28 protein-coding genes, 1 tRNA gene and 1 other annotated feature are annotated in these 23,313 nt (G+C 67.4%); of the genes, 10 read left to right on the top strand and 19 right to left on the bottom strand.

All coding sequences use genetic code 11. From position 1 onward, the window contains the following. Positions 1–41 precede the first annotated feature (41 nt). Positions 42–1,076 carry an AraC family transcriptional regulator gene (locus QNA09_RS18970; RefSeq protein WP_010596811.1) on the top strand — a complete coding sequence of 345 codons (1,035 nt, stop codon included), beginning with the start codon at positions 42–44 and terminating at the stop codon, positions 1,074–1,076. A 454-nt stretch (positions 1,077–1,530) separates the two neighbouring features. After that, entirely contained in the window at positions 1,531–2,709 is a 1,179-nt protein-coding gene (locus QNA09_RS18965) for a YeiH family protein (RefSeq protein ID WP_172603556.1), read from the top strand. Between the two features lie 1,254 nt (positions 2,710–3,963). Here the strand turns inward: QNA09_RS18965 and QNA09_RS18960 are convergent. Then, a complete protein-coding gene (locus QNA09_RS18960; protein WP_308072009.1) occupies positions 3,964–4,323 on the bottom strand; it encodes a hypothetical protein in 360 nt (119 codons plus the stop codon). A 256-nt stretch (positions 4,324–4,579) separates the two neighbouring features. On the opposite strand from QNA09_RS18960, the gene QNA09_RS18955 reads away from it, so the two are divergent. Next, a protein-coding gene (locus QNA09_RS18955) for an IS3 family transposase (RefSeq protein WP_141764068.1) occupies positions 4,580–5,778 on the top strand; the annotation gives its coding sequence in 2 pieces (ribosomal slippage) (positions 4,580–4,835 and positions 4,835–5,778; 1,200 coding nt in all). On the opposite strand, the gene QNA09_RS18950 is transcribed toward QNA09_RS18955, so the two are convergent. From QNA09_RS18950 to QNA09_RS18915, 8 genes are all read right to left on the bottom strand, one after another. Further along, positions 5,761–6,051: a hypothetical protein gene (locus tag QNA09_RS18950; protein ID WP_308072008.1), complete on the bottom strand. Its 291-nt coding sequence runs from the start codon at positions 6,049–6,051 to the stop codon at positions 5,761–5,763. The genes QNA09_RS18955 and QNA09_RS18950 overlap by 18 nt on opposite strands. Further along, on the bottom strand, positions 6,048–6,287 hold the full coding sequence (locus tag QNA09_RS18945) for a hypothetical protein (RefSeq protein ID WP_308072007.1): 240 nt from the start codon (positions 6,285–6,287) through the stop codon (positions 6,048–6,050). The genes QNA09_RS18950 and QNA09_RS18945 overlap by 4 nt, the downstream gene beginning before the upstream one ends. Then, the gene (locus tag QNA09_RS18940; protein WP_308072006.1) at positions 6,284–6,637 is read right to left on the bottom strand and encodes a terminase; all 354 of its coding nucleotides are present in this window, start codon (positions 6,635–6,637) and stop codon (positions 6,284–6,286) included. Before QNA09_RS18940 ends, QNA09_RS18945 begins: the two co-directional genes overlap by 4 nt. 220 nt (positions 6,638–6,857) lie before the next feature. Next, complete coding sequence (locus QNA09_RS18935; protein ID WP_308072005.1) at positions 6,858–7,631, bottom strand: hypothetical protein; 774 nt, start codon at positions 7,629–7,631, stop codon at positions 6,858–6,860. A gap of 11 nt (positions 7,632–7,642) precedes the next feature. Then, the gene (locus QNA09_RS18930; protein ID WP_308072004.1) at positions 7,643–7,915 is read right to left on the bottom strand and encodes a hypothetical protein; all 273 of its coding nucleotides are present in this window, start codon (positions 7,913–7,915) and stop codon (positions 7,643–7,645) included. Then, on the bottom strand, positions 7,912–8,286 hold the full coding sequence (locus QNA09_RS18925) for a hypothetical protein (protein ID WP_308072003.1): 375 nt from the start codon (positions 8,284–8,286) through the stop codon (positions 7,912–7,914). The genes QNA09_RS18930 and QNA09_RS18925 overlap by 4 nt, the downstream gene beginning before the upstream one ends. Continuing rightward, positions 8,283–8,447, bottom strand: a complete 165-nt coding sequence (locus QNA09_RS18920) for a hypothetical protein (RefSeq protein WP_308072002.1) — start codon at positions 8,445–8,447, stop codon at positions 8,283–8,285. The genes QNA09_RS18925 and QNA09_RS18920 overlap by 4 nt, the downstream gene beginning before the upstream one ends. After that, positions 8,444–8,647 (bottom strand): WhiB family transcriptional regulator, encoded by a 204-nt coding sequence (locus tag QNA09_RS18915; RefSeq protein WP_308072001.1) that lies wholly within the window; start codon positions 8,645–8,647, stop codon positions 8,444–8,446. Before QNA09_RS18915 ends, QNA09_RS18920 begins: the two co-directional genes overlap by 4 nt. Positions 8,648–8,674: 27 nt before the next feature. Here QNA09_RS18915 and QNA09_RS18910 point away from each other — a divergent pair. Beyond that, positions 8,675–9,948, top strand: a protein-coding gene (locus tag QNA09_RS18910; RefSeq protein ID WP_119699219.1) for an IS3 family transposase whose coding sequence is annotated in 2 segments (ribosomal slippage) — positions 8,675–8,951 and positions 8,951–9,948 — 1,275 coding nt in all. Because the reading frame shifts where the segments join, the coding sequence is not laid out codon by codon here. Next, positions 8,947–9,078, top strand: a sequence feature (AL1L pseudoknot). (Overlaps the previous gene by 132 nt.) A 271-nt stretch (positions 9,949–10,219) precedes the next feature. On the opposite strand, the gene QNA09_RS18905 is transcribed toward QNA09_RS18910, so the two are convergent. The 5 genes from QNA09_RS18905 to QNA09_RS18885 form a co-directional block, all read right to left on the bottom strand. Continuing rightward, complete coding sequence (locus QNA09_RS18905) at positions 10,220–11,749, bottom strand: YfjI family protein (protein WP_308072000.1); 1,530 nt, start codon at positions 11,747–11,749, stop codon at positions 10,220–10,222. Then, complete coding sequence (locus QNA09_RS18900) at positions 11,750–12,685, bottom strand: bifunctional DNA primase/polymerase (RefSeq protein ID WP_308071999.1); 936 nt, start codon at positions 12,683–12,685, stop codon at positions 11,750–11,752. Positions 12,686–13,000: 315 nt separating this feature from the next. Then, positions 13,001–13,147 (bottom strand): hypothetical protein, encoded by a 147-nt coding sequence (locus QNA09_RS18895; RefSeq protein ID WP_308071998.1) that lies wholly within the window; start codon positions 13,145–13,147, stop codon positions 13,001–13,003. After that, positions 13,144–13,413, bottom strand: coding sequence for a hypothetical protein (locus QNA09_RS18890; RefSeq protein WP_308071997.1), 270 nt, complete (start codon positions 13,411–13,413; stop codon positions 13,144–13,146). The genes QNA09_RS18895 and QNA09_RS18890 overlap by 4 nt, the downstream gene beginning before the upstream one ends. Positions 13,414–13,496: 83 nt before the next feature. Continuing rightward, on the bottom strand, positions 13,497–13,685 hold the full coding sequence (locus QNA09_RS18885) for an excisionase family DNA-binding protein (RefSeq protein WP_308071996.1): 189 nt from the start codon (positions 13,683–13,685) through the stop codon (positions 13,497–13,499). Between the two features lie 113 nt (positions 13,686–13,798). Between QNA09_RS18885 and QNA09_RS18880 the strand changes: the two genes are divergently transcribed. After that, positions 13,799–14,437 carry a hypothetical protein gene (locus QNA09_RS18880; protein WP_308071995.1) on the top strand — a complete coding sequence of 213 codons (639 nt, stop codon included), beginning with the start codon at positions 13,799–13,801 and terminating at the stop codon, positions 14,435–14,437. Positions 14,438–14,501: 64 nt separating this feature from the next. Continuing rightward, entirely contained in the window at positions 14,502–15,602 is a 1,101-nt protein-coding gene (locus QNA09_RS18875) for a tyrosine-type recombinase/integrase (RefSeq protein ID WP_308071994.1), read from the top strand. Positions 15,603–15,679: 77 nt separating this feature from the next. On the opposite strand, the gene QNA09_RS18870 is transcribed toward QNA09_RS18875, so the two are convergent. Continuing rightward, positions 15,680–15,750, bottom strand: a tRNA-Gly gene (locus QNA09_RS18870). Between the two features lie 232 nt (positions 15,751–15,982). On the opposite strand from QNA09_RS18870, the gene QNA09_RS18865 reads away from it, so the two are divergent. Continuing rightward, a complete protein-coding gene (locus QNA09_RS18865) occupies positions 15,983–17,260 on the top strand; it encodes a triacylglycerol lipase (protein WP_119700035.1) in 1,278 nt (425 codons plus the stop codon). Here the strand turns inward: QNA09_RS18865 and QNA09_RS18860 are convergent. Next, entirely contained in the window at positions 17,211–18,032 is an 822-nt protein-coding gene (locus tag QNA09_RS18860; protein WP_048773280.1) for an oxygenase MpaB family protein, read from the bottom strand. The genes QNA09_RS18865 and QNA09_RS18860 overlap by 50 nt on opposite strands. 90 nt (positions 18,033–18,122) lie before the next feature. Here QNA09_RS18860 and QNA09_RS18855 point away from each other — a divergent pair, with 90 nt between their 5' ends. Then, positions 18,123–18,740, top strand: coding sequence for a TetR/AcrR family transcriptional regulator (locus QNA09_RS18855; RefSeq protein ID WP_010596815.1), 618 nt, complete (start codon positions 18,123–18,125; stop codon positions 18,738–18,740). A gap of 26 nt (positions 18,741–18,766) precedes the next feature. On the opposite strand, the gene QNA09_RS18850 is transcribed toward QNA09_RS18855, so the two are convergent. Beyond that, entirely contained in the window at positions 18,767–20,308 is a 1,542-nt protein-coding gene (locus QNA09_RS18850) for a SulP family inorganic anion transporter (RefSeq protein WP_064065711.1), read from the bottom strand. Between the two features lie 204 nt (positions 20,309–20,512). Between QNA09_RS18850 and QNA09_RS18845 the strand changes: the two genes are divergently transcribed. Continuing rightward, the gene (locus QNA09_RS18845) at positions 20,513–20,890 is read left to right on the top strand and encodes a MerR family transcriptional regulator (protein WP_064065712.1); all 378 of its coding nucleotides are present in this window, start codon (positions 20,513–20,515) and stop codon (positions 20,888–20,890) included. A 40-nt stretch (positions 20,891–20,930) separates the two neighbouring features. On the opposite strand, the gene QNA09_RS18840 is transcribed toward QNA09_RS18845, so the two are convergent. Next, positions 20,931–22,094 (bottom strand): alpha/beta hydrolase, encoded by a 1,164-nt coding sequence (locus QNA09_RS18840; protein WP_040270216.1) that lies wholly within the window; start codon positions 22,092–22,094, stop codon positions 20,931–20,933. Positions 22,095–22,188: 94 nt separating this feature from the next. On the opposite strand from QNA09_RS18840, the gene dcd reads away from it, so the two are divergent. Beyond that, on the top strand, positions 22,189–22,779 hold the full coding sequence (gene dcd, locus QNA09_RS18835) for a dCTP deaminase (protein ID WP_003934612.1): 591 nt from the start codon (positions 22,189–22,191) through the stop codon (positions 22,777–22,779). A 30-nt stretch (positions 22,780–22,809) separates the two neighbouring features. Here the strand turns inward: dcd and QNA09_RS18830 are convergent, their stop codons facing one another. Beyond that, positions 22,810–23,064 carry a hypothetical protein gene (locus QNA09_RS18830; RefSeq protein WP_017679926.1) on the bottom strand — a complete coding sequence of 85 codons (255 nt, stop codon included), beginning with the start codon at positions 23,062–23,064 and terminating at the stop codon, positions 22,810–22,812. Between the last annotated feature and the right edge of the window lie 249 nt (positions 23,065–23,313).

The raw sequence follows: 23,313 nt of genomic DNA, 5'->3' as shown, positions 1-23,313 counted from the left end.
GACCTGGGTTGTTCCCTCTGGGACGGGATGTGGGGTCGGACATGAAGCCGTTGGCCCGCTACGCCGCCATCACCGGGTATGCCGACCTGTGCGCCTCGCTCGGAATGGACCCCACGCCGTTGCTGCGCAGCGTCGGGCTCGATCCCACGGGTTTGGGTCTGCCGGACCGGTGGATCCCTGCCGTCGCGATCGCGCGCCTGCTGGAACGTTCGGCGGCCGCCGCCCGCTGCCCCGACTTCGGGCTGCGGCTCGTCGAGCGACGGCGCTTCGCCAGCCTCGGCCCGGTGAGTCTGGTCCTCCGGGAGGAACCCGACGTCCGCAGCGCGCTGAAGTTCCTGATGCGCTATCAGCACATGTACAACGAGGCCCTGCGGATGCGGTTGGTCGAGGCCGAGGACGTGGCGACCATCCGGGTGACGCTCGAGTTGGGTGAACCTGCCGACACCCGGCAGGCCATGGAACTGGTGATGGGGGTCCTGCACGGGCTGTTGCGCGATTTCCGCGGTGGCCGCTGGCGGCCATTGGCGGTCTGCTTCACCCACCTCGCCCCCGAGGACATCAGCACCCACCTCGACGTGTTCGGGCCCATGGTCAAGTTCGACCAGGAGTTCACCGGAATCGTCCTCTACACAAGCGATCTCGACGCTCCCAATGCCATGTCGGGTCCCTCGATCGGTCCGTATGCCCGCCAGTACCTCGACAGCCTCGACACCCGGCCCGACGCGATGCTCGTCACTCGGGTGCGCGAGCTGATCGAACTGCTGCTGCCCACCGGGCGATGCTCGGTCGAGCAGGTCGCCCGCAGCCTCGGGGTGGACCGGCGCACCGTGCACCGTCACCTCGCCGAGGCCGGGCAGAACTACACCGCGGTGCTCAATGCCACCCGCGTGGACCTGGCCGAACACCTCGTTGCCGGTCGGCGCTACTCGCTCACCGAAGTTGCCGACCTGCTCGGCTTCTCCTCCCCGAGCAACTTCTCCCGCTGGTTCAGCAACGAATTCGGTTGCAGTCCGCGACAGTGGCGTGCCGAGCACCGGACCGATGCCGGCGTCGGAGCCGGGGACGTGCCGGTATGAGCGGGAGCTTCCGGACCGACGGTTGTGCGTGTCTTGCCAAGGCATTTCGGTCCGGCAACGGCGCCATGGCGACCCGGCCCGAATCGTGAGTCGGCCCCGGCGTGTTTTCGCCCGTCCCGGCGACGAGTCCCCACGCTGATCCGGGTCGCCTCCCGGCATCACACCGACTCCCCGGGCGGTGTGTCACGTCGTCGATCGACGTGGCTCGGTAGTCGGGGGTTCGAGAATTGCGCTTCGGGGCGTCCCGTATCGAATACACCGTGTCCCGCTGGGAAAAGTATGCCGTGCCGGATCCGGATACTGTGAGGTACGTCGCATTCGGGGTCCCGTAGGGGGATCCCTCGGCGGGGCCGCTCGACCGTGGCCCGCTCGATCACGGCGACGTCCGAACCGGCCACAGGCCCGAATATCTCGGCCGGGCCGGGTCCTCGTGCCGACACGTGGAAGAAAGAGAGTGTGCAGCGTGCAGGGTGCTACCGCAGCCGCGGAGACCGACCGCACAGATCCCGAACACGACAGGTCGGCCGGTCCGGACACGCGACCGGTCGCGGACGAGGTTGCCCAGCCGGGGGACCGGGGACGCAACGGCGGCCGTGGTACGGGAGTCACGCGGCACGTCTCGCTCGAGCGCGTGCGTGCATCGCTACCCGGATTGGTGTTGTCTGCCGCGGCGGCGGCAGTGGCCGTTGTCGCGGCACGCGTGTTCGGCGGGATCAGTCCGCTGCTGATCGCGATCCTGCTCGGCGCAGTGGTCGCGAATGTGAGGACCCTGCCGGCGGTCCTCGAACCGGGTGTGACCGTCGCGTCGCGGCGACTGCTCCGCATCGGAGTCGCGCTGCTCGGTCTGCAATTGCTGCTGCCGAACGTGCTGGCGCTGGGATGGGGGACGCTCGCGGTGGTCGCTGCCGTGGTCGGCCTCGGCATCGCCGGGTCGATGGTGCTCGGGAGGATGCTCGGGATCGGCTGGACGCAACGGCTGCTGATCGCGTGCAGTTTCTCGATCTGCGGTGCCGCCGCCGCGGCTGCGGTCGACGGCGTGGTGAACGCACGCAAACGGGAACTGGTGACCACGGTCGCGCTGGTCGTCGTCTTCGGCACCGTGATGATTCCGGCTCTGCCCGCGGCTGCGGCCGCCCTGGGCCTGGACTCGGCCCAGGCAGGGATGTGGGCCGGCGCCGCGATCCACGAGGTGGCGCAGGTGGTCGCTGCCGGCGGCGCGCTCGACGCGGGGTCGTCGGCCGCGGCGGTGGGCGGCGGCGCCCTGGCCGTTGCGGTGACGGTCAAGCTGGCCCGGGTGGCGCTGCTGGCGCCGGTGGTCGCATGGATCGGGGTGGCGTCACGACGCCGCGCCGCCACTCTCACACAGACGAGGCGGCCGCCCCTGGTGCCGCTGTTCCTGATCGGATTCCTCGCCTGCGTGGCGTTGCGGGCCACCGGCGTTCTCGGACCGGCGTGGCTCGACGCCGCGCGAGTGACCCAGACCGCGCTGCTCACCGCCGCGATGTTCGCCCTCGGTACCGGGGTCCGGCTGTCCGTGTTGCGTGGTATCGGATGGCGACCTTTCGCTCTCGCCGCCGCCTCCACGGTCATCGTCGTCACGATCGCGCTCACCGGAGTTCTGCTGGTCGGCTGAGCCGTGCATCGTCCCGCGGGCCCGAGTCGGCGCGCCGAGTCGGACCGACGGCGAAGGGCCCCGGCTGCGCGGTGCGCCGGCCGGGGCCCTTCGGGAGAGCCGATGACGGGAATCGAACCCGCGTATTCAGCTTGGGAAGTCGGCCGGACGCGATTTCGGCGGTCCGCTAGGGTCCGGCAGATGCCGGTTCACCTGCGACGACAGTCCGTCAGTGTCCGTGGTAGGACGGGGTAATCTACACCCCGTAGTGACACCGCTGTGACAGCGCGGCATTGGGTCGGACCTGGGGGCGCACCCGGAGCCCACCCCGGCCCGGAGCCCCGAAGGTGAGTCAAAGTCTCAGTCATACCCGCCCGACCAGCTCACGCCCGGCCGCGGCGGTCCCACATGCGGGGGCACGCCGATAGTCACCTCACACGCCCGACACGTGTACGTACGATGCCCGCCGGCACCGGGAGTGCAGTCACACGGCACCCAACCAACCAGGACCCGACGCGGCCCCAAGCGATGCCCGTTCGGACACACCTGCGGGGCACGCTCGACCGACTTCACCACACCGAACAGGTTCGCACACCCGTTCGACTCGAGATAGTGTCGGCGATGCGGGTCGGCGGAGCGCAATGCTCGGGAAGCGCCGGCCCGCACCCGACGTCACATCCCTCCCCAGTGGGAGGGACAGGGGATCCCGTTTCCATCACTTGATGCGACACGCCCTCGAAGTTGATACCACCTCAGCTATCCTCCGTCGCACCGGATTCCATTCGAGCTGGGAGGCGATGTCATGACGTGGACAAAGGGCGACATTCTTGAGGGCGTGTTTCCGCAAACCCAGGACGGGCACGTGCACGGAATGCCACCCGACGGCGGCGCACTATGCGGCTACACCACCGGGGACGGGAGCGAGTTGCACCCGCGGCCACAGTCATATCAGGACGACTACCCTCGCAATTTCGACGATGGCACCGACAATGCGTGCCCCAAGTGTCTCGAGGCCCTACAGGAACTCGACTCCTAGCCTCTTCGACTACGGACGCGATCGGATACGCCGGCGATGCTCCTCGGCAGCGGAAGCCGGGGAGAACGCCGGCACCGATTCCGCCCATCGAGCCCGGCGGCGCTTCCAATCCAGCCACTCGGCGCGGATCTCCTCCTGCACCCCCTGGTCGTCATGCCAACCCCGGCCGAAGCACAGCACCCAATCCGGCCACTCCTCCGGCGCCACAAACCGCGACACCCGGCCCGTCGACCGCGCCACTACTGAGCCCGCCTATTCCACCGGGCCTGAGCGGCACGCTGATGACGCTTCGACTTCACCGGGCCCACCTCATCCGGAGCCAGCCGATCCAACAGCTGCACCACCAGTCGATCCAACGCACGAATCTCCGCGGAGTACTTCACCACCTTGTTGCCGTTCGGATCCTCGGCTTTCAACTCGGCGGCGAGCAGCCTCCGCAGATCCTCGGCGCGATCCACCGTCGACCCCGCCCGCTCGAGCGCAGCCTCCTCCGCTTCACTCCACACCAGCTGTTCGCCACGCTCACTCGAGGCACGCTCAAGGGCGGCATTCTGTGCAGCCACCAGTGCCTTACCTGCGGCCGATTTGGGCTGTCTCATGGGTGTTCCTTCCTTCCTGTGGGATTGCCGTTGCATTGCGGCCACAGCGAGCGCCAACGCCTACGGTGGTCCGCTGCTGTGGGGTGGGGGCCATCCCCGCCACCCCGGCAGACCGGGACCATTCCCGGCCTAGGGCCTTCTCACGCACATCAGCTGGATAAGTCGCCCTCATCGTTCGGCGGGCAGTCCGAAATAGGTGGTTACTGGGGTGTATCAAAGATCTTGGACAACCTCTTGAGGCGAGAGGATCGAGATCATGGCAGCGAGTTCGAGGCGGAAGTTCAGTCCGCAGTTCAAGACCGAGGCGGTGCAGCTGGTCCTGCAGAGTGACCGCTCGATTGCCGAGGTGGCCGGGGAGTTGGCGATCAACCCGGGCACTCTGGGCAACTGGGTTCAGAAGCACCGGCAGGCCAATCCGGAGCCGGACACGTCGATGAGTCCGGCCGACCACGGCAGGCTGGCCGAGCTCGAGGAGCAGAACCGCAAGCTGAAGATGGAAAATGAGTTCCTAAAAAAAGCCGCGGCCTTCTTCGCCCGGGAGCAGGACTGAACGAGAAGTCAGTCCTGATCGAGGCGGAGAAGGCGAACTTTCCGATCGACTGGATGTGCGCCCAGCTCGGCGTGGCCCGCTCGTCGTTCTACGCGTGGCGCGCCCGCGCCGGGCAGGTTACAGCCACCCAGGCGCGCCGCGAAGCGCTGAAGATGGAGGTCGAGCGCGTTTTCCATAAGCAGCGCGGCACTGCCGGGTGCCGGCGCATCGCTGCCATTCTCAATGACGAGGGGCACCCGGCCTCGGTGGGGCTCGTGGCCGACCTGATGCGCGAGCTCGGCCTGGCGGCGATCCAGCGCAAGGCCTACAAACGCACCACCGTCCCGGACGAGAAAGCCCAAGTCTTCGCCGACAAGCTGGGCCGCGACTTCGCCCCGAGCAGTCACCGCCCCGGCACCGCACTGGTCGGCGACATCACCTACCTACGCACCGGCCAGGGGTGGCTGTACCTGGCCACCGTGATCGACCTGGCCACGCGCAAGGTGATCGGATGGCAGACCGCTGAGCACATGCGCGCCAGCCTGGTCGTCGACGCCCTGGAAATGGCCCGTACGCAGGGCCAAGCCGCCGAAGGGGCAATATTTCACTCCGACCACGGGTCTCAGTACACCTCCGACGAATTCGTCACCTACTGCACCCAGCACGGGTTCGTGCAGTCGATGGGCCGCACCGGGGTGTGCTGGGACAACGCCGCGGCGGAGACGTTCTTCGCCACCCTGAAAAACGAGATGTACCACCAGCAGGTGTTCCATACCCGCGCCCGAGCACGGTTCGCCGTCGCCGAGTACATCGAGGTGTTCTACAACCGTCAAAGACCGCACTCCAGCCTGGGCTACCGCACCCCGGCCCAGGCATGGGCCGACGCCCACAATCCCGCCGCCGAGGACCTAACCGAGGCGGCCTGACACACCCGAAATCACCGAGGACCTGTCCACAATCCTTGACACAGCCCATACCCCTGGTGGCAGTGGGGTGCCGTCGTGGCGGTGCCGGACGAACAGGGCTCGCATGAACATGTCCAGCGGTCCACCCGGCCAACCGTGGGTGTCGTGGTGCCGGCGCATCGCCTCCCGCCACATGTCGTAGCGGTCCCGCCAGGTGTTGCCGGGCCAGTCGGCTTCGCGGAACTCGGCGAGGGCGGCGGGTACGCCGTCGACCTCCACGCTGCGGCGCCTCACCACGCACCATCCTGGTACGGGTTCCACGGTTCGTCGGGGATGTTCGCCCACGCCTCACCCTGTCCGGGCAGCAACGCCGAACCACCCGGCCAATGCTGGTCGCCCCACTCGTCGCGGGCCTGTAGCCACGACAGATAGCGTTGACAGTCGTTGTCGCCGGGCCAGTCGTCGGTGTCGCGGTACTCGGCGAGGTGCGCAGGGATACGGCCGTGGGTCACGTGGGTGCGGCGTCTCATCGGGCCACCGACAGACTCGCCTTGCGGACCCCGACGCGCTGTTGCGGCAGTCGGCCCGCGGACTGTTCGTCGTCGAGCGGGATGCGCAGTGACGCGACCAGCTTGGCGAGGGTCACCCGCTGCTGCCGGGCTTCCACCAGCGCCGGGTGTGCCCGCAGTCCCTGCGGGGATTCGTTGGTCACCCCGTCGCGGGTGACGATCTTCTCCAACTCGGCGAGAGCATCGACGGTGCGGCACGCTTCGATCAGCACCACCAGCTCGTGCTGACCGAGTTCGAACTCGTCGGTCACCGACAGCCACAATCGCCGGCCGCCCTCTTTCAGTCCGGGCGGGCATTCGTTCGACGCCACAACGGGCCTCCTTCGGGGTCTTGTTCGCCCGTGCAGGGCGGTTCATCCAGCTGCTAGAGAGAGAGCCCGCCTATGCCGGGAATGGCGGCAAACGGGTGCCGGCGGGAGTCTGCCCCCACCATCGTGTGGGTTGCCCGGCCCCGAGGCGGTCGTCTGAGAGGACATGATCGCGTCGGGTGCCGGGCTGCCTGCGCGGGGCACACGCGCAGGGGCTTGGGGGTTAGGTGTTGGCGATGCCGAGGCTGCGGCCCTTGGTTCGGTGTTCGAGGGCGAGGGCGGCGCGTCGTTTCTGTTCGTCGCGCTGGGCCTGTACTTGTTCGCAGCGGTGCCGGTAGGTGTCGGCGTCGGCGAGGGTGAAGCGGTGTCCGGCGTTTACTGCGGTGTGGATGGTGGCGTGGGGTCCGAGCTGGTCGAGTTGTTCGGCGGTGAGGTCGGCGACGATCAGCAGTTGGGTGCGTGGTTCGGTGCGGGCGTGCCGTGTCGCGGTCATCACCATCGTCCAGGCCTGGGTGATCTGTTCGAGGGTGGCGGCGGCTTCGCGGGCCTGCCCCCATGCTCGTGCGTTGTGGGTGGTGTTGGTGTCGGTGACGTCGAGGTTGGGGACCTGTTCGCGGGCGGCGGCGAGGGTGTTGTCGGCGTCGGTGACGATCTTTTTCCATGTCTTCACCAGGGCGGGGACTGCGTTGGTGAGGGCGGTGGCGCGACCGCGTTTGGCGTGGTCGTTGAGCAGGGTTCCGTAGCGTGAGTCTTTGAGGACACCGGCCATGAGGTGTCGGGTGATGGTGGTGTCGTCGAGGGGATCGCGGTTGTCGAGGACTGCCGCGGCGAGGGCTTCTCCGAGGGCGTCGCGGTCGGGTTCGGGGAACCGGGCGGCGGCGAGGGTGTCGAGGCGGGTCATGGTGTCGACGAGTTCGGTGGGTAGTTCGTAGCCGATGTGGCGTGCGGTTTGGCGGGTCAGGTTGTAGGCGACGGTGGCGTCGATGAGGTTGTCCATGTGGGTGCCTTTCAGTAGTCGCGGCCGTGGAACAGTTCGCGGGTGAATTGGTGGAGTTGCTGTGTGTGGCTGCGCCCGTGGGGGTTGCGGCCTTCGCTGGGTACGACGTTGCCGTGTGCGGGGTCGGGTGGGGTTTCGGGTTCGGTGGTGGTGTGTCCGAAGAGTTGGCGCACGGCTCGTTGTGTTTCGGTGCCGGCGTTGCGGGCTTCGGCGATGGTGGTTTCGAGTTCGTCGTCTGTCATTGCAGCGAGGGCGTCGAGTAGTTCGCGCCTGGTGTAGCTCATGCTGCGTTCCTGCCTTTCAGGTGTTCGGTGACGGCTTGGCGATCGAGTAGCCACCGTCCGCCGGTGAGTTGTCCTCCGAGTTGGGGGGCGAGGCGCCGGGCTTGCCGGTTGCTGCATCCGAGCATTCGGGCTGCCTCCTCGGTGGTGATCCATTCCGTTGTGGTGTGGGGTTCACTGTGCTCCGGTGGGTGGGTTTCGTTGTCCGCGTGTCCTGTTGCGGCCAGGGCGAGGGCGGTGAGGGCGCGGGAGGCGGGTAGTCCGTTGCGGCGTCGGGCGCGTTGGGCGACTTGCACTGCGTAGGCGAGGGCGTCGACGGCATCGCCGGTGAGGAGGAGGACGCCGGGGGCGAGGCGTTGCACGGGTGGGGTCATTGGTCGGCCTCCTCGACGGCATCGTGCAGCTGGTCCGCGATTTGCTGGGCTTCGGTGGTGCTCATGGCGAGCACGAGACCTCCGAGGCGTAGCAGGATGGGGCGGCGGGCTGCGGGGTCGACGGTGATGTGTGGCGTGAGACTGCGGCCGTGGAGTTTCACGCGGGCACCTTCTTCCGGGTGGTGTGGTCGATGTTGCGGATGCGTCCGGCCCAGAGTCCGGCGGCGTCGTGTTCGAGGCTGGCGGCGTAGCAGGCGGTGCGGACTGGGCAGCCGCGGCAGATGTTCGTGGCGTAGGCGAGGCGTTGGGAGCGGGCCTCGGTGGTTTCGCCGGGGAGTGAATCGTCCCGGGTTTGATGCACACCTTCTTTCTTGGGAAGGTGAACCTTATGCCGAATGTCTATCCAGCCGAGGTACGGGAGAAGGCCGTGCGCCTGGTCCTCGAGCACCGTGGTGACTACGCCTCGGAGTACGAGGCGATCCGCACAATCGCCGAACGGATGTCACTGAAGACGGAGACCGTACGGGTGTGGGTCCGCAAGGCCGAAGCGGCGGGTGACGGCACCCATGCCGCGTCGGCGTCCGAGGCGGAGATCGAACTGCGGGCATTGCGCCGGAAGAACGCCGAGCTCGAAAAGACCATCGAAATACTCAAAGCCGCAACATCTTTCTTCGCGCGGGAGTGCGACCCGCCACGCAAGTGATCTGCCGATTCATCGCCGAACACCGCGATCAGTTCGGGGTCGTACCGATCTGCCGCGTGCTCACCGAGCACGGGTGCACGATCGCCCCGAGAACCTTCTACGCCTGGCTGGCGCGCCCGCTGTCGAAGCGCGCCTTGTGGGACGCCACCATCACCGCGGTGCTGGCCTCGTACTACGTCGAGCGGGACGAGTACGGCAGACGCAAACCGGAGTCGTTGTACGGCTCGCTGAAGATGTGGGCCCACCTGCGGCGTCAGGGCATCGAGGTGGCCCGCTGCACCGTGGAGCGGCTGATGCGCGTGGGCGGGTGGCGCGGCGCCACCCGGGCGAAGAGGGTCCGCACCACGATCGCGGAGCCGTCGGCGCCGCGGCCACCGGACCTGGTCGACCGGAACTTCCGGGTCGACCGGCCCGATGCGCTCTATGTCGCCGACTTCACGTACGTGCGGATGGTGCCCTGCTTCGCGTACACCGCGTTCGTGATCGATGCGTTCGCCGGCACGATCGTCGGTTGGGAGGTGTCGACGTCGAAGGAAACCGCGTTCGTAGAGCGGGCGGTGAATCAGGCCTGCATGCTGCGGTCGATGCAAGGCAATCCGTTGCGCGAGAGGACTATTCACCACTCGGATGCGGGCTCTCAATATACGGCTCTGCGCTTCGGGGAAACCCTGTTCCTGCAAGGACTTCGGCCGTCGATCGGGTCGGTAGGTGACGCCTACGACAACGCCCTCGCGGAGACGACGATCGGGCTCTACAAGGCCGAGTGCGTCGCCGATGATTCCCCGTTCCGCAAGGGGCCGCTGCGCACCATCGGTGACGTCGAGGAGGCCACCTCGGCGTGGGTGCATTGGTATAACACCGGCCGGCTCATGCATCGTCTCGGGCGGATCCCACCGGCCGAGTACGAAGCCAAGTACTACGCTGAACACGGTGCCGATCAACCGGTCGCACACAAATGACAGTGTGTGCATGAGACCCGGGATGGTTCAGAGTTCGTCGTCGAACAGTGGGGCTTTGCCGGTGCACCGGGCGCCCTCGAGGCGAGGGTCGACCAGTGCGGTAAGGGTGAGGGTGTGCGGGGGCCGGGACTTGCGTCTGCTCACGGGTCCTCTTCTCAGTTGGATCGGAAGGTGTGCTCAAAAGACTCAGAAGGCTCAGAAGGTCTCGGTCTCTATCTGTTCGATTCCGCATGAAGGTGTTCTCAGAACCCTCAGAACCCTCAGAAAGCGGTTAGGCAGCTACTTCTGAGTGTTGTGAGCCTTTTGAGCCGTGTGTGTTGACCAAATACCGCGGGGAGGGTGGGCGCCCGGTCGTCGTCTCCTCGATCGGCATCGGTGCCACGTACTCGTTTTCGATGAGACGGTGCAGGGCAGGCATCATGTCGGCTTTGGCTCTGAACCGGCTTCGGCTGGCTTGATGCAGATCCCGTTCGGAGAACTCGGTACCGAGCTTGCCGATTCGTCCGAGCAGATAGACGGCATCGGCGGTCACCGGGTCGGTCTGCATCTCGGAGAACGCGGTGATCGCAGCGGCCTTGAAGTAGGCGCCGACCTTCGCGGCGGCGACGATTGTCTCCGCCCGAACTGGTGTCTTGACTCCGGGTTCGCCGTGTTCTGCCAGGTGCAGGATTCCCGCGATCCGAGTTATCGCGCCGACGTACTTCGATCCCCAGTCGGCCATGTGCGCGAGTTCTCCGTCGCCGGCGAGTGTCGGTTCGACGATCGTCTCGATGGTGCGGACGGCTTCCTCGGCCTTGCTGGTCAAGGTGAGGACGGCGGGATCCCCCGACCACTTGACCATCTGTTCCGCCAGGGTGCGAACCGTGGCGTTATAGGCGGCTTCGACGTGTTCGGCTACCGGGTCGGCGGCGATCTTGCGTGAGCCAACCTTCGAGACCGGCATAGCGAACAGGATGCGTGCGAGGAATCCTCGGCCCCGGAAGTCCCCGTTCGCGGCGATCGCTGCGAGCACGGACCGCTGAATCATCAGTCCGAGCGTCAACGCGGGGCGTTTGATGTACTCGGGTTCGCGGCCCTTCCGGTCGACCTTGAGGGGGTCACCGGCGTGCCCCTTGAGCCACAGATCCATGTTCGGCACACCGCGCGAGTAGCGGCCGGCGATGATGTCGAAAATGCCACCCTCGGCAGAGATGATCGCGAGTCTGCCGTTCTGCTCAGCGAGCAGGGATGCTGCGGCCTCCGGGGTCACATCGTCGGCGACGAGGCGGGGCACCGTAGGCACAACGATCGCTTCCGCTGCCTGCACGGCCCCTATAGCGTCTGCGATCGCTGCATTCCGATTCGAGGGGTCGGCGTTGGCTGCGGCGTTGCGTTGCTTCTCCGCGGCTTTCATCGCGATTTGCTTCTGCGTCTCGGTCTCGAGGCGTTCGGCGGCACCCTTGGTTGCGAGTTCGGCTTCGACCTCGAGGATCGGGCGGACCATCGTCCCCTGGACACCCGACTTACGTTCGCCCGGGTCTGCGATCGTCGCGGTGTAGAGGCACAGAGGTTCGCGCCAACCGCGACGGATCTCGATTTCCGCGTGTCCACCCGTGCAGGCGGACAGAGCGCTCAGTGCCGATGTTCCCGACATCGCTGCATCCACCTGGAAGGCTTCCGCGACCGCTGCGATCATGTTTGCGATGGCAGGCGGGAACGATTCGACTGGGAACTCGGGGATCGGTCGGGTTCGGGTCAGCGGGATCGGTGGGCCGTCGAATACGTCGGGCGTGAACGGCTGGACCGTGGAGGCGTCGATCATCTAAGCCACCTCCTTGCCGGCGAGGGCGCGAGCTGCGGAACTCATATCTCCTGCATGGTTGAGGACGGCATAGGCACGAAACCGCGTATAGCCGTGCGGGTCGGACGGTTCGGTGATGTCGAACGGGGTGTTCGGTGAGTACACGAACAGGCACCCGTTACGGACGGTCGCCGAACATGCGGAGGTGGCGTTCGGGTGCAGCCAGCGCGCACCATCGGCGTCGGGGTCCGCGTCGAGGCACCGCCATCCGTGACGGGGGAGGATGTCTACCCACGACGCGGTGGTCGAGTACGTGTCAGCGATCGACGGCCCGGTGAACGCGATGTTCCTGCGCGGGCGGATCTGCGGTTCGATCCGCTCCGGTAGAAGCAACTCGACCAACCATTCGGGTGGGTCCGCTACCGGGGCATCGATGCGGGTGTATGGCTTTCGACTGTCCGGATGGATCGACGGGGGCAGGACGACGTACCCACTCGATGTCTTGATGTCGATTCCGGGGCCCAGTCGCTTCGAGGACAGCTTCCCCACTGGCCTGCGATAGAAACGGTGGGTTCCCCCGTCGCCGCGGCCTGAGACCGTGGTGAGCGTGTCGGGTAGTTTCCCGTAGCGACTTTCGAGTGTTTTGAGTGTTGTGAGTCCACCATTTCGCGGATCGGTGTCGAGGGCGAGCATTCCCTCCGGGACTCGACCGCCGATGTTGCATCCGGCATACGGTCCGCCCCACCAGTGCGCGACGATCTCGGGGTCGGTGGTGGCGTCGAGGACACCGCGCCCACCGGCCTCTTTCGGAATCGCGGGGATCTTCCCTCGGAGCGGGAACACGGCCCAATTGCGGACGGCGTATTCGACGGCGTGGAAACCGATGTCGTCGGATCGGATGATGTCGGCACCGAGTTCTACGATGGCGTGCGCGGCGTTGAGCAGTTCGTCTCTCATTCCGCACCGCCGGCGGTCGAACGGTTGCGGCACTTGGGTCCTTCGTGTGCCGAGCGAGATTTTGGGGCGACAAGCCAGCGTCCGCACACACGGCACTTGGTGGCGATACGTGCACCGTGCCGACGAACTTCCGCATCGAGGGGGGCCAGCGGATCGGGTCCTACCGGCTCGGTTGTCTTATCGTTGAGGTAGCGCATCGGGGCGCGTCCTTTCGGATTTTGTGGGGCAGGGAGCTTTTTGGCGGGCTCCCTGCCCCGGTGCGTTCAACGAGTGCGGGTTCGTTGTCGAGCGTTTTGAAGGGAGCTGCTTGTCAGGTCACGGGCGGAGCCTCCTCATCGATTGCTGTGCCGCTTCACCGAGTGAGTCGCGGTCGCGGTGGGGCGTGTCCCACATGGGTGCCAGCAGCAGGGCGACGTTTTCTGCGAACAGGATGGACACCAGGCTGATTTCGAGGATGCTCACTTGCGCCCCTCCTCGATATCGGCGTCGAGGGCAGCCAGCTCGGCCCGCTCTGTGAGGATGCGGCGGCGGATCTCGTCGACAGCGGTCGCGGGGATCAGCGGTACCTTGCGGTAGTCCATCTCGGGGTCGAGGCCGACCAGTGCAGCGGCGTGCATTGCTTCCCCGAGGGTGTATCCGGAGTTGTCGAGGATCTCGTCGACTGTCGCGCCGATATCGGCGAGCAGGGCGTGCGCCGCCAGCAGCGGTAACGCGGTATCGTTGTTCATGGAACTTCCCTCTTGGTAGGTGGCGGTTTCCTTGCCCTCGGACGCGGTGCCAGCCGCTCCGGGGGCGTTCTTCTGTGCGGGCATCAGGCCGCGCTGTTCTCAAGCTTTGCGATGAACTCGGTCAGCGCGCTCTCAGGTACGAGGCGAGTGCGCCCAATCTTCACGGACCTAAGTTCGCCCGAAGCGATGAGCTCGAAGATCTTGGAACGTCCGATTCCAAGACGCTCCTGCGCGGCGGGGAGTTTGTGGAGTCGAGCTTCCGCGGTAGTCATACCGTCCTCCTGGAGTGTTCAAGATAGTGTCATTCAGGAGTACCTCCTGCTTGTGTCTAGAACACTACCACGGACGTTCCAAACTACGGCAGGGTCCGCTGTAGTCTGTCCCTATGCAGAGCAACACGAGGGGTTCGGCGGAAGCTCGAGAATGGGCGAACGAACAGGCGGCACGGGTAGGCGCGGAGGTTCATCGACTCCGAACGGAAGTACACCGAATCTCGGCCGTACAGCTCGCAGAGCGAACGGCTGAACTCGGATATCCGATCACGCGAGGGACTATCGCCAAGATTGAAAGCAACAGTCGTGCAGCGAAACTCGACGTTGCCGAGCTGGCGGTTCTAGCAAAGGCACTGTGTGTACCTCCCATACAGCTCCTTTATCCTCAGCTCCCGGACGGCCCGGTCGAGGTCCTGCCGAACGTGAGAGTCCGATCCGTTGATGCAATGACGTGGTTCTCGGGCGAAGAGATGGAGTACACGGACAACGATCTCGGTGTGTCGCGGGCTGCAAACGACACTGCCGAGGTGCGCCGGGAGAAATGGGAGTGCTCGCTCCCTGTTCGCGCCACTCGTAGCCTTCTGTTCAAGAAGGAGGGGATCAGGAGTGCGGAACTCATGGTCGAGGGGAAGTCGGACGCAGAGCACGTGGAGTTTTGGGTACGCAGGCTAGAAGAGCGGACACGAGAATTGATCGAACTTCGCGAGAAGCTCCGTCAGGATGGCTTGTACGTGAGCGACTCCGATGGCTAGGCGTCAGCGGCTTCTGCCAGGGATGCGAAAGATCACGCTCAAGTCGGGAGAGACCCGATATGAGGTGACACTCGATGCCAGCAGTGATCCGGTGACGGGGAAACGGCGTCAGACGCGGAAGCGGTTCAAGACGCTTGATGAAGCGAACGCAGCCCACGCGAAGATCCACACCGAGGTTGACGCCGGTACCTACGTCGTAAGGTCCACGGTCACCGTAGACCAGGCGTGCAGCGACTACATCGCAGGACGCCACAACCTCCGAGCAACGTCACTGTCCAAGCTCGAATACGACCTTGCGCCGCTGCGCGAACGTCACGGCGACATGCCATTGCAGGCAGTCGCGAAACGACACATCGACGACCTGGTGAGGGACCTCCGGGCCGGTGGCACCACAACCGCCAAGGGGCGTGTTCGGAAAGCCTGGTCGCCGGCGGCGGTGAACAAAGTCATTGCGACGATTCAACAGGTCCTTGCTGACGCTGTGGACCAAGGATTCATCGCGCGGAATGTGGCGGCAGGGGTAGACAGGGTGCCGGTCCCGTACAAGGCAATGGGCACCTACACAGCAGACGAGGTAAGGACCCTACTCGCAGCGGCCGACAAAGACAGGAACGGTCATGCATGGCACCTGGCGTTGTCTGGGCTGCGTCGGGGTGAGATAGCGGGTCTCCGATGGTCGGATGTAGACCTCGAGGCGGGCACGCTGTCGATTGCCACGAATCGCGTCATGGCCGGTAGTCGCACCGTGGAGAACGAACCGAAGACAGTCACCTCCCGCCGGACCCTGCCGTTGTCCGGACCGCTGAAAGCTGCGCTCGAGGCAGCTCGGGTCCGGCAGATGCGGGAGCGGCTGGCGCTCGGTCCTGATTACGGGTCGGGGGAATGTGTCGTCAGCAATGAGGCAGGGGAGCCCTACAACCCTGCGGTGTTGTCGCGGTACTGGCGTGATTTCGCGGTGAAGGCGGGTGTCCGCCCGCTGCGGTTGCATGATTGCCGGCACACGGCAGCGACGACGCTGCACCTGCAAGGCGTGCCGGTGGCGGTGATAGCGGCGTGGATAGGGCACGCCGATGCGTCGTTCACCATGCAGGTCTACGCGCACAGCCAGAACGATGCTTTGAAGGATGCCGCGACCGTTCTCGGGGCGATTGTGACACCGATGTGACACCGAGCCGATGTGACAACTTGACCGTGACAGCAAAAAACCCGCTCCCATACTGGTGGGAGCGGGTTTTCTGTCTGAGCCGATGACGGGAATCGAACCCGCGTATTCAGCTTGGGAAGCTGATGTTCTACCATTGAACTACATCGGCACGCTGGGCTTTTGCCGATTTCTCGGCGTCGTCCCAAGCTCGTCGCACACTGTAGCAGACTCCGCGCGGCCGTTGTCACACCGACCGGGACGTTCCTGCGTCGAACGGGGCGTGGCTGCGGCAAACGCCGAGTGGCGACGTCCGGAACCGCCCGTTCGTCGCGAGATCCTCCCGCTCGGACAAGATGCTCGGACAAGACGACAGCGACGCGCCGTTCCCGCACACTGAAGGCATGAAGGCCACGGCGGGGCGGTCCGAGGCGTCCGAGCTGGCTCGGCTGCTGCTCGACGAGGTGGGCGCGGCGACCGGCGGCGTGCAGGCGGTGCACCGCCGCATCGCGGACCGGGTGTTCGGGGCGGTCGCGCTGGGGGTCGGGACGCCGGCGCTGGCGGTCAAGGCCGCGCACGACGCGATCACCGACGGGGTCTATTCCGTGATCCGGGAGGCCGCGTCGGCGACGGCGGCACTGGCCGAGTTCGGGCTCGCGGAGTCCGCCGGGGACCGGGCGCCGTCGGAGACCGTTCGCGGCGCGATGGCGATCGCCGCGGTCGACGGCCTCATCGGGGACGTCCTCGAGTCGGAGGGATCACCGCTGGCGCTGCCCGTGTCGGTGCGGGTGGACGGCCGGGCCGTGCCGCTCACGGCCGACGCCCTCGCTCGCGCGCTCCCGCACGCGACGAACCGCGTGGTGGTGTTCGTGCACGGGCTGATGGAGACCGAGGCGACGTGGCGGTTCGGCGGCCGCCGAACCTACGGCGAACGGCTCGTCGACGATCTCGGCTGCACGTCGGTGTTCGTGCGCTACAACACCGGCCGGCACATCTCCGTCAACGGGCGCGAGCTGTCGGAGCTGCTCGACGCGCTCGTGCGGGCGTGGCCGCGCGAGGTCGAGCAGATCGCCCTCGTCGGTCATTCGATGGGAGGACTCGTCGCGCGCAGCGCCTGCTTCTACGGCACCGAGAAGGCGTGGTCTCGCCGTGTGCGCCATGTGGTTTCGCTCGGGTCCCCGCATCTGGGGGCGCCGCTCGAGCAGGCGGTGCACTATGCGAGCGCGGCGCTCGTCGCGATCCCGGAGTCGAAGCCGTTCGGGACGCTGCTGCGACGGCGCAGCGCCGGCATCCGCGACCTGAACCGGGGCGCGGTGGTGGACGAGGACTGGTCCGGTCGCGACGCGGACGACCTGCGGCGCGCCGTGTGCCGGGAGGTGCCGCTGCTCGACGGGGCGATGCACTGCTTCGTGTCGGCGACCCTGACTCGTAGTCCCACGCATCCGCTGGGCCGGTTGCTCGGGGACGGACTCGTCCTCGTGCCGAGCGCGTCGGGGAACGGCCGGACCCGGCGCATCGGCTTCCGTGCGGAGGACGGGATGCACCGGGCGCCTGCGCACCATCTGACGCTGCTCAACGACGACGAGGTCTACCGGCAGTTGCTGAGGTGGCTGCGCACCGGTCCCGGAGCGCCTAGACCAGGGGACGACCGGTCCGGATCCGCCGGCGCAGATCGGCCATGAGCAGCCGGTAGGGCGCTTCCCGCAGCGCCACCGGAATCCGCGAGTTGACCGCCCCGAGGGTGCGCGTGAGCCGGTCGAAGCGGCGCTGGTCGCGCGGGCTCCACGGCAGCCGCATCCGGTCGCGGAACATCGGAGGCAGGAAGCCCGTGGTGAGGAACAGGTTGAGCCGGCCGAACAGCAGCGACACCGGCCGGGGCAGGAAGCGCATGGTGGCGATGGCGTAGAGGTGCTCGCGCACGACGTCGTCGATGTCGACCCGGGCGAGCGCGTCGTTCCAGTACTTCTCGAACGCCTCGCGGTCCGCGGGCCACATATCAGGCTTCACCTGCAGGGTGGTGCCGAACGCGGCGCCCTTGCGGTAGTACCAGTCGACGGCCTCGGCGGGGATCGGCCCGTAGAGCGCGTTGTGCACGTCCTCGAATCCGCGGTAGATGCACGCGGCCACCCACAGCTGCAGGTCGGGGTCGAACGCGTTGTACTCGACCGGGCTGGTCTCGGTGGAGCGGACGTGCCGGTGGGCGGTGTTGACGGCCTTGCGGTAGAGCTTCTTCTCCTCGTCGGTGCCGGTGGCCGCGACGGCCAGGTAGGTGAGGGTCGTGCGGGTGCGCTTGATCGGGTGGTCGAACAGCCGTCCGGAGGCGACGCGGCTTTCGACGACGCCGTAGCCGACGCCGGGGTGGGACAGCTGCATGATGACGTTCGCCGCGCCTGCCATGAGACCAAGCCCGTCCATGACGTCGTCGAACTCCGCAGGCTTCTCGAGGGTGGTCACGAGTTCGATCCCTTCGTCCGTCCTATATGTGAACACGACTGTAGTCACATATATGACCGGGGTAAAGGGGTCGCCTGCGAAGATGGACCGATGGTGACAGGACGGCTCTACGGAGGACGCGGGGGAGAACAGCGGCAGGCGGAACGACGGGCGCAGCTCATCGAGGCCGGGCTCGACATCCTCGGCGGACCCGACGGCGATCACACGCTCTCCGTCCGCGGCGTGTGCAAGCGCACCGGCCTGGCCTCCCGCTACTTCTACGAGAACTTCGCCGACCGCGACGAACTCACCGTCGCCGTGTACGACCACGTCATCCAGCGCATCGCCGAGAGCACCCTGCGCGCGGTGACGGAGGCGCCGCGCGACGAGCGGGCGGTGGTCCGCGCCGGCGTGGAGAACATCGTCCGTGAGGTCGCCGAGGACCCGCGCCTGGGCCGGCTCGTCTTCTCCGTCAGCCAGGCGAATCCACACCTGGTGAGCCGGCGACTGGAGTCGTCACGCATGTTCGCGGGCCTGGTGACGGCGCAGGCGGTGGACTTCTTCGAGGTGAGCTCCACGCCCCGGCTCGATCTCGCCGCCCACTTCGTCGTCGGCGGCCTCGCCCAGGTCCTCACGGCGTGGCTCGAGGGTGACAGCCCGCTCGGCCAGGACGAGGTCATCGACGCGTGCACCGACTTCCTGCTCACCATGTCGTCGCAGGCGCGCTGACGCAGCCGCCGTCCGCCCGGCGGCGGTCAGTGGCCGTCGCCGAGTCGGCCGGAGAGCCGGTCGAGGCGGTCGAGGCTGGCGCCGTCGAGGCCGACGATCTCCACGTGCTTGCCCTTCGCGGCGTACTTGTGCCGGATCGCATCGAGGGTGGCCACGGTGGACGCGTCCCATATGTCGGCGCCGGTGAGGTCGATGACGACGTTGCGCGGATCCCCGACGTAGTCGAACTGGTAGATCAGGTCGTTGCTCGAGGCGAAGAACAGCTCGCCGTGCACCTTGTAGACACGGGTGTCGACCGTGCCGTCGTGGTCGGTGTCGGCCTCGGAGACCTTCTCGATGCTGATCATGTGGGCGACGCGGCGGGCGAAGAGCACCATCGCGGTGACCACCCCGAGGATCACCCCGATCGCGAGGTTGTGGGTCGCGACGGTCGCGACGACGGTCACCAGCATCACCAGGGTTTCGCTGCGCGGCAGCAGTTTCAGGGTGCGGGGGTGAATGCTGTGCCAGTCGAGGGTGGCGACCGAGACCATGATCATCACCGCGACCAGGGCCGCCATCGGGATCAGTGCGACGATGTCGCCGAGGGCCACGACGAGGATCAGCAGGAACACCCCGGCCAGGAAGGTGGAGATGCGGGTGCGCGCCCCGGAGACCTTCACGTTGATCATGGTCTGGCCGATCATCGCGCAGCCGCCCATGCCGCCGAAGAACCCGGTGACCAGGTTCGCCACCCCCTGGCCCCAGCCCTCGCGGGTCTTGTTCGAGTGGGTGTCGGTGATGTCGTCGACGAGCTTGGCGGTCATGAGCGATTCGAGCAGGCCGACCAGCGCCATCGCCAGCGCGTAGGGCGCGATGATCGACAGGGTCTCGGTGGTCAGCGGCACGTCGGGGACGAACAGCGCCGGCAGCGACTCGGGCAGCTCACCCTCGTCGCCGACGTTCGGCACGTCCCAGCCGAAGACGAGCACGGCGGCGGTGAGCGCCACGATGGCCACCAGCGGCGCCGGCACCACGGAGGTGAGCTTCGGCAGCAGGAACATCACCGCCAGCCCCACCGCGACGAGGGGATAGACCAGCCACGGGACGTCGATCAGGTGCGGCAACTGCGCGGTGAAGATCAAGATGGCCAGGGCGTTGACGAAGCCGACCATGACACTGCGCGGGATGAACCGCATCAGCTTGGCCACCCCCAGCACCGAGAGCACCACCTGGAAGATTCCGCCCAGGATGACGGTGGCGACGAGGTAGTCGAGGCCGTACTCGCGGGTCACCGGCGCGATGACCAGCGCGATCGCGGCGGTGGCGGCGGAGATCATCGCCGGGCGGCCGCCGACGATGGAGATGGTCACGGCCATGGTGAACGAGGCGAACAGCCCCACCCGCGGGTCCACCCCGGCGATGATGGAGAACGAGATCGCCTCCGGGATCAGCGCCAGCGCGACGACCAGTCCGGCAAGGACCTCGGTCTTCAGGCGTTTCGGGGAGCGCAGGGCGCCGCGCACCGAGAAGGCGGGGTCGGCGTCCGCCTCGGGAACGGCCGGCGCGCTGCCGGCAGGAGTGGTCACAGTCGGGTCTTCTTTCCGGCGCCGGGATGGGGAACCGGGGGCGAGGCACCCCCGTGCGCGGGCGGGACGGCATCGTCGCGTCCGCGGAACCCGCCGAACTCTACCCTCCGGTGAGGGTAGAGTTCGAATCGAGGGTCGGGCCGCTCGCTACGGTGGAGACGACCGGGAGGAAAGGGTGCGGCTGTGACCATCGATTCGGGGCATATGCAGATCGGGCAGGTGGCCGCGCGCACCGAACTGTCGATCAAGACCATCCGTCACTACGACGAGGTGGGCCTGGTCACCCCGTCCGCCCGCAGCACCGGCGGGTTCCGTCTCTACACCGACGACGACGTACGGCGCCTGCTGGTGATCCGGCGGATGAAGCCGCTCGGCTTCACCCTCGAGGAGATGCGCGAGTTGCTCGCCGCTCTCGATCGGATCGCCGACGCCGCGCCCTCCGGACAGGCGGCCGCCGGCGCCCGCGGCGTGCTCGCGGAGTTCCACCGGCGCGCCGAGGACAGCTGCGCCCGTCTGCGCACCCAGCTCGCGTACGCGGAGGAACTGACCACCATCCTGGGCGAGCACGCCACCGGCGCCTGACCCTCCGTCGGCGCCGCGCGGAGGTCGACCGCGGCGTCGGTCACCGCTCGCTCGCCCGCACCGGCCGCGTGTCCCGTTCGGCGAGCCGATCGACGAACGGCACGATCTTCGTGGCGACGGCGGCGTCGTAGGCCTGCGGCTGCTGGATCGGGTTGGCGTGCCCGGTGCCGGCCAACCGGACCACCAGCAGCGAACCCCTCGAACCGCCGACCCGCTCGAACAGCACCCGCTGGCTGTAGTCCACGTCGACGACGTCGTCGTCGGTGCCGCGCCCGGGACGCACGAACACCACCGCCGGCCCGCGACTGTCCCCGCGCCGCGACGCCAGCGCCCGCAGATCATCGAGCGCACCCGAGGCGACGATGGCCTCGAACTGGGACTCGATCAGCCCGGTGCTGGCCACGTCGCGGTCGAAGATCTTGTCCTCGAGCACCTCGGTGACCGCGTCGACCAGCCCGCCGGGATCGACGGTGGGGAGGCCGTGCGGATGCGGAACGACGTAGCGGTCCTTGCGGGCGGCGGTCTCGACCACCAGCCGCAGGGTGCGGCTCTCACGCGCCCCGGGCACCCACCCCACCCAGCGCAGCAGATCCTCCCCGGTGTCGCGCTTGTCGGCCCGCACCGCGTGCAGATCGACGGGAGTGCAGTCCAGGATCACCGCCAGCAGATCCAGGTCCGGGTCGGCGACGACGTGGCCGGCCACCTCGAGGGCGATGATGCCGCCCATGCTGTGCCCGGTCAGCACGACGCGTTCCACCCCGGCCTGCTCCGCGTGGTCGACGATCATCCGGCTGATGACCGCGGTGTCGAGGCCGGTGTTGTCGTACTGCACCGCCCACACCTGCCCGAGCGCGGCCAGCGCCGGTAGAGCACGGGCGGTGTCGGTGGCATCGAGATTGCCGAGTCCGACCATGCTCACCACCGCGGTGGCGCGATCGGCCGGATCCGCCGCGTCGAAGATCGGATGCAGGTGCGGCCGGGTGTGGGCCAGCCGGTCGCGTTCGGGGGCGACGTCGTGGATCCAGTACTGCCCGCCCAGGATCGAGACCGGAACCGTCAGCAGCGCCAGCCACGCGAGACCGCGGCGCACGCGCCCGAACCGCCGCCAGCGGTGCCCGAGCCGCGTGGAGCGCAGGCACGCTTTGCGGCGCTCGTTGCTCCAGTCTGTCACCGGGCACGGCGCGAGGGACCGATCGTGCACCATGTGGGGCCGAGCTTAGTCGCCGCGCCCGGCCGCCGGCGCCCGCCCGGCGCGCGAGCCGCGGGGCGGCCCGGGGCGGGTTGTTAGTCTCTACCCCGTGCTGCTCTCCGATCGCGACATCCGCGCCGAGGTCGCCTCCGGGCGTCTCGGCATCGACCCCTTCGACGTCGCGATGGTGCAGCCGTCGAGCGTGGACGTGCGGCTCGACAGCCTGTTCCGGGTCTTCAACAACACCCGCTACACGCACATCGACCCCGCGCTGCGGCAGGACGAACTCACCTCGCTCGTGCAGGCCCCGCCGGGCGAGCCGTTCGTCCTGCACCCGGGCGAGTTCGTGCTCGGGTCGACGATGGAGACGTGCAGCCTGCCCGACGATCTCGCCGGTCGCCTCGAGGGCAAGTCGTCGCTCGGCCGGCTCGGGCTGCTCACCCATTCCACGGCCGGATTCATCGACCCGGGTTTCAGCGGGCATATCACCCTCGAGCTCTCCAACGTGGCCAACCTGCCGATCACGCTGTGGCCGGGGATGAAGATCGGGCAGCTGTGCCTGTTCCGGTTGACCAGCCCCGCCGAGCACCCCTACGGCAGCGCCGCCGTCGGCTCCAAGTACCAGGGCCAGCGCGGGCCGACGCCGTCGAAGGCGTATCTCAACTTCGTGCGCGAACATCCCGACGCCCGGCCGAGCTGACCGGGCGCCCGCGGCGCCGGCTCGTCCCGGTCAGCCGCCGAGATTCGCGACGGTCGCCTCGAGCGTCGTGGCGTGGAGTTCGAGATCGGTGTCGTTGTAGTCCCGGTCCTTCGGCAACTGCCCGCGCAGCTCGTCGCGGGTGACGATCACCAGCGCGCGGTTCTCGTCGGTCAGGTCGTCCGCGGCGACGACCTGCGGCCGGCCGCCCTGCAGGATCAGCGTCGCACCGTCGAGCGACGACTCGAGCAGCGTGCGCAGCGTGTCCGCGGTGACGTGAGTGTTCACGGGCTTGTCTCCTCCGGTCGTGGTCTTCGCTGCCGGAGGCGTACCCGTCCGGTTGCGATTCAATCGCAACGACCGTCCCTGTGCCCGGTTCCGCGACCCGAGGAACCGCTCGCCACCTGGATCCGGATGATCCGGCGCACGGAGAGCCGGCACGCGCCGTCCCGCATCATCGCCGCCCTCGACAGCATCGTGGGTTGAACGGGGACACGCTGCGATTACCGCCGACGCTCCGCGGTGCGCGGCATAGGG

This window comes from Rhodococcus sp. AH-ZY2 (assembly GCF_030916465.1).
GTDB classification, from domain to species: Bacteria; Actinomycetota; Actinomycetes; order Mycobacteriales; family Mycobacteriaceae; genus Rhodococcus; species Rhodococcus ruber.
The sequence above is the reverse complement of the archived record's forward strand: the minus strand, read 5'-3'. Positions and strand labels throughout refer to the sequence as shown.

Coding starts and splice junctions, on each gene's coding strand:
- QNA09_RS18970 (WP_010596811.1), top strand. CDS start 42: ATGAAGCCGTTGGCCCGCTACGCCGCCATCACCGGGTATGCCGACCTG.
- QNA09_RS18960 (WP_308072009.1), bottom strand. CDS start 4,323: ATGAGACAGCCCAAATCGGCCGCAGGTAAGGCACTGGTGGCTGCACAG.
- QNA09_RS18945 (WP_308072007.1), bottom strand. CDS start 6,287: ATGAGACGCCGCACCCACGTGACCCACGGCCGTATCCCTGCGCACCTC.
- QNA09_RS18935 (WP_308072005.1), bottom strand. CDS start 7,631: ATGGACAACCTCATCGACGCCACCGTCGCCTACAACCTGACCCGCCAA.
- QNA09_RS18930 (WP_308072004.1), bottom strand. CDS start 7,915: ATGAGCTACACCAGGCGCGAACTACTCGACGCCCTCGCTGCAATGACA.
- QNA09_RS18925 (WP_308072003.1), bottom strand. CDS start 8,286: ATGACCCCACCCGTGCAACGCCTCGCCCCCGGCGTCCTCCTCCTCACC.
- QNA09_RS18905 (WP_308072000.1), bottom strand. CDS start 11,749: ATGATCGACGCCTCCACGGTCCAGCCGTTCACGCCCGACGTATTCGAC.
- QNA09_RS18900 (WP_308071999.1), bottom strand. CDS start 12,685: ATGAGAGACGAACTGCTCAACGCCGCGCACGCCATCGTAGAACTCGGT.
- QNA09_RS18890 (WP_308071997.1), bottom strand. CDS start 13,413: ATGAACAACGATACCGCGTTACCGCTGCTGGCGGCGCACGCCCTGCTC.
- QNA09_RS18885 (WP_308071996.1), bottom strand. CDS start 13,685: ATGACTACCGCGGAAGCTCGACTCCACAAACTCCCCGCCGCGCAGGAG.
- QNA09_RS18880 (WP_308071995.1), top strand. CDS start 13,799: ATGCAGAGCAACACGAGGGGTTCGGCGGAAGCTCGAGAATGGGCGAAC.
- QNA09_RS18865 (WP_119700035.1), top strand. CDS start 15,983: ATGAAGGCCACGGCGGGGCGGTCCGAGGCGTCCGAGCTGGCTCGGCTG.
- QNA09_RS18855 (WP_010596815.1), top strand. CDS start 18,123: ATGGTGACAGGACGGCTCTACGGAGGACGCGGGGGAGAACAGCGGCAG.
- QNA09_RS18845 (WP_064065712.1), top strand. CDS start 20,513: ATGCAGATCGGGCAGGTGGCCGCGCGCACCGAACTGTCGATCAAGACC.
- QNA09_RS18840 (WP_040270216.1), bottom strand. CDS start 22,094: ATGGTGCACGATCGGTCCCTCGCGCCGTGCCCGGTGACAGACTGGAGC.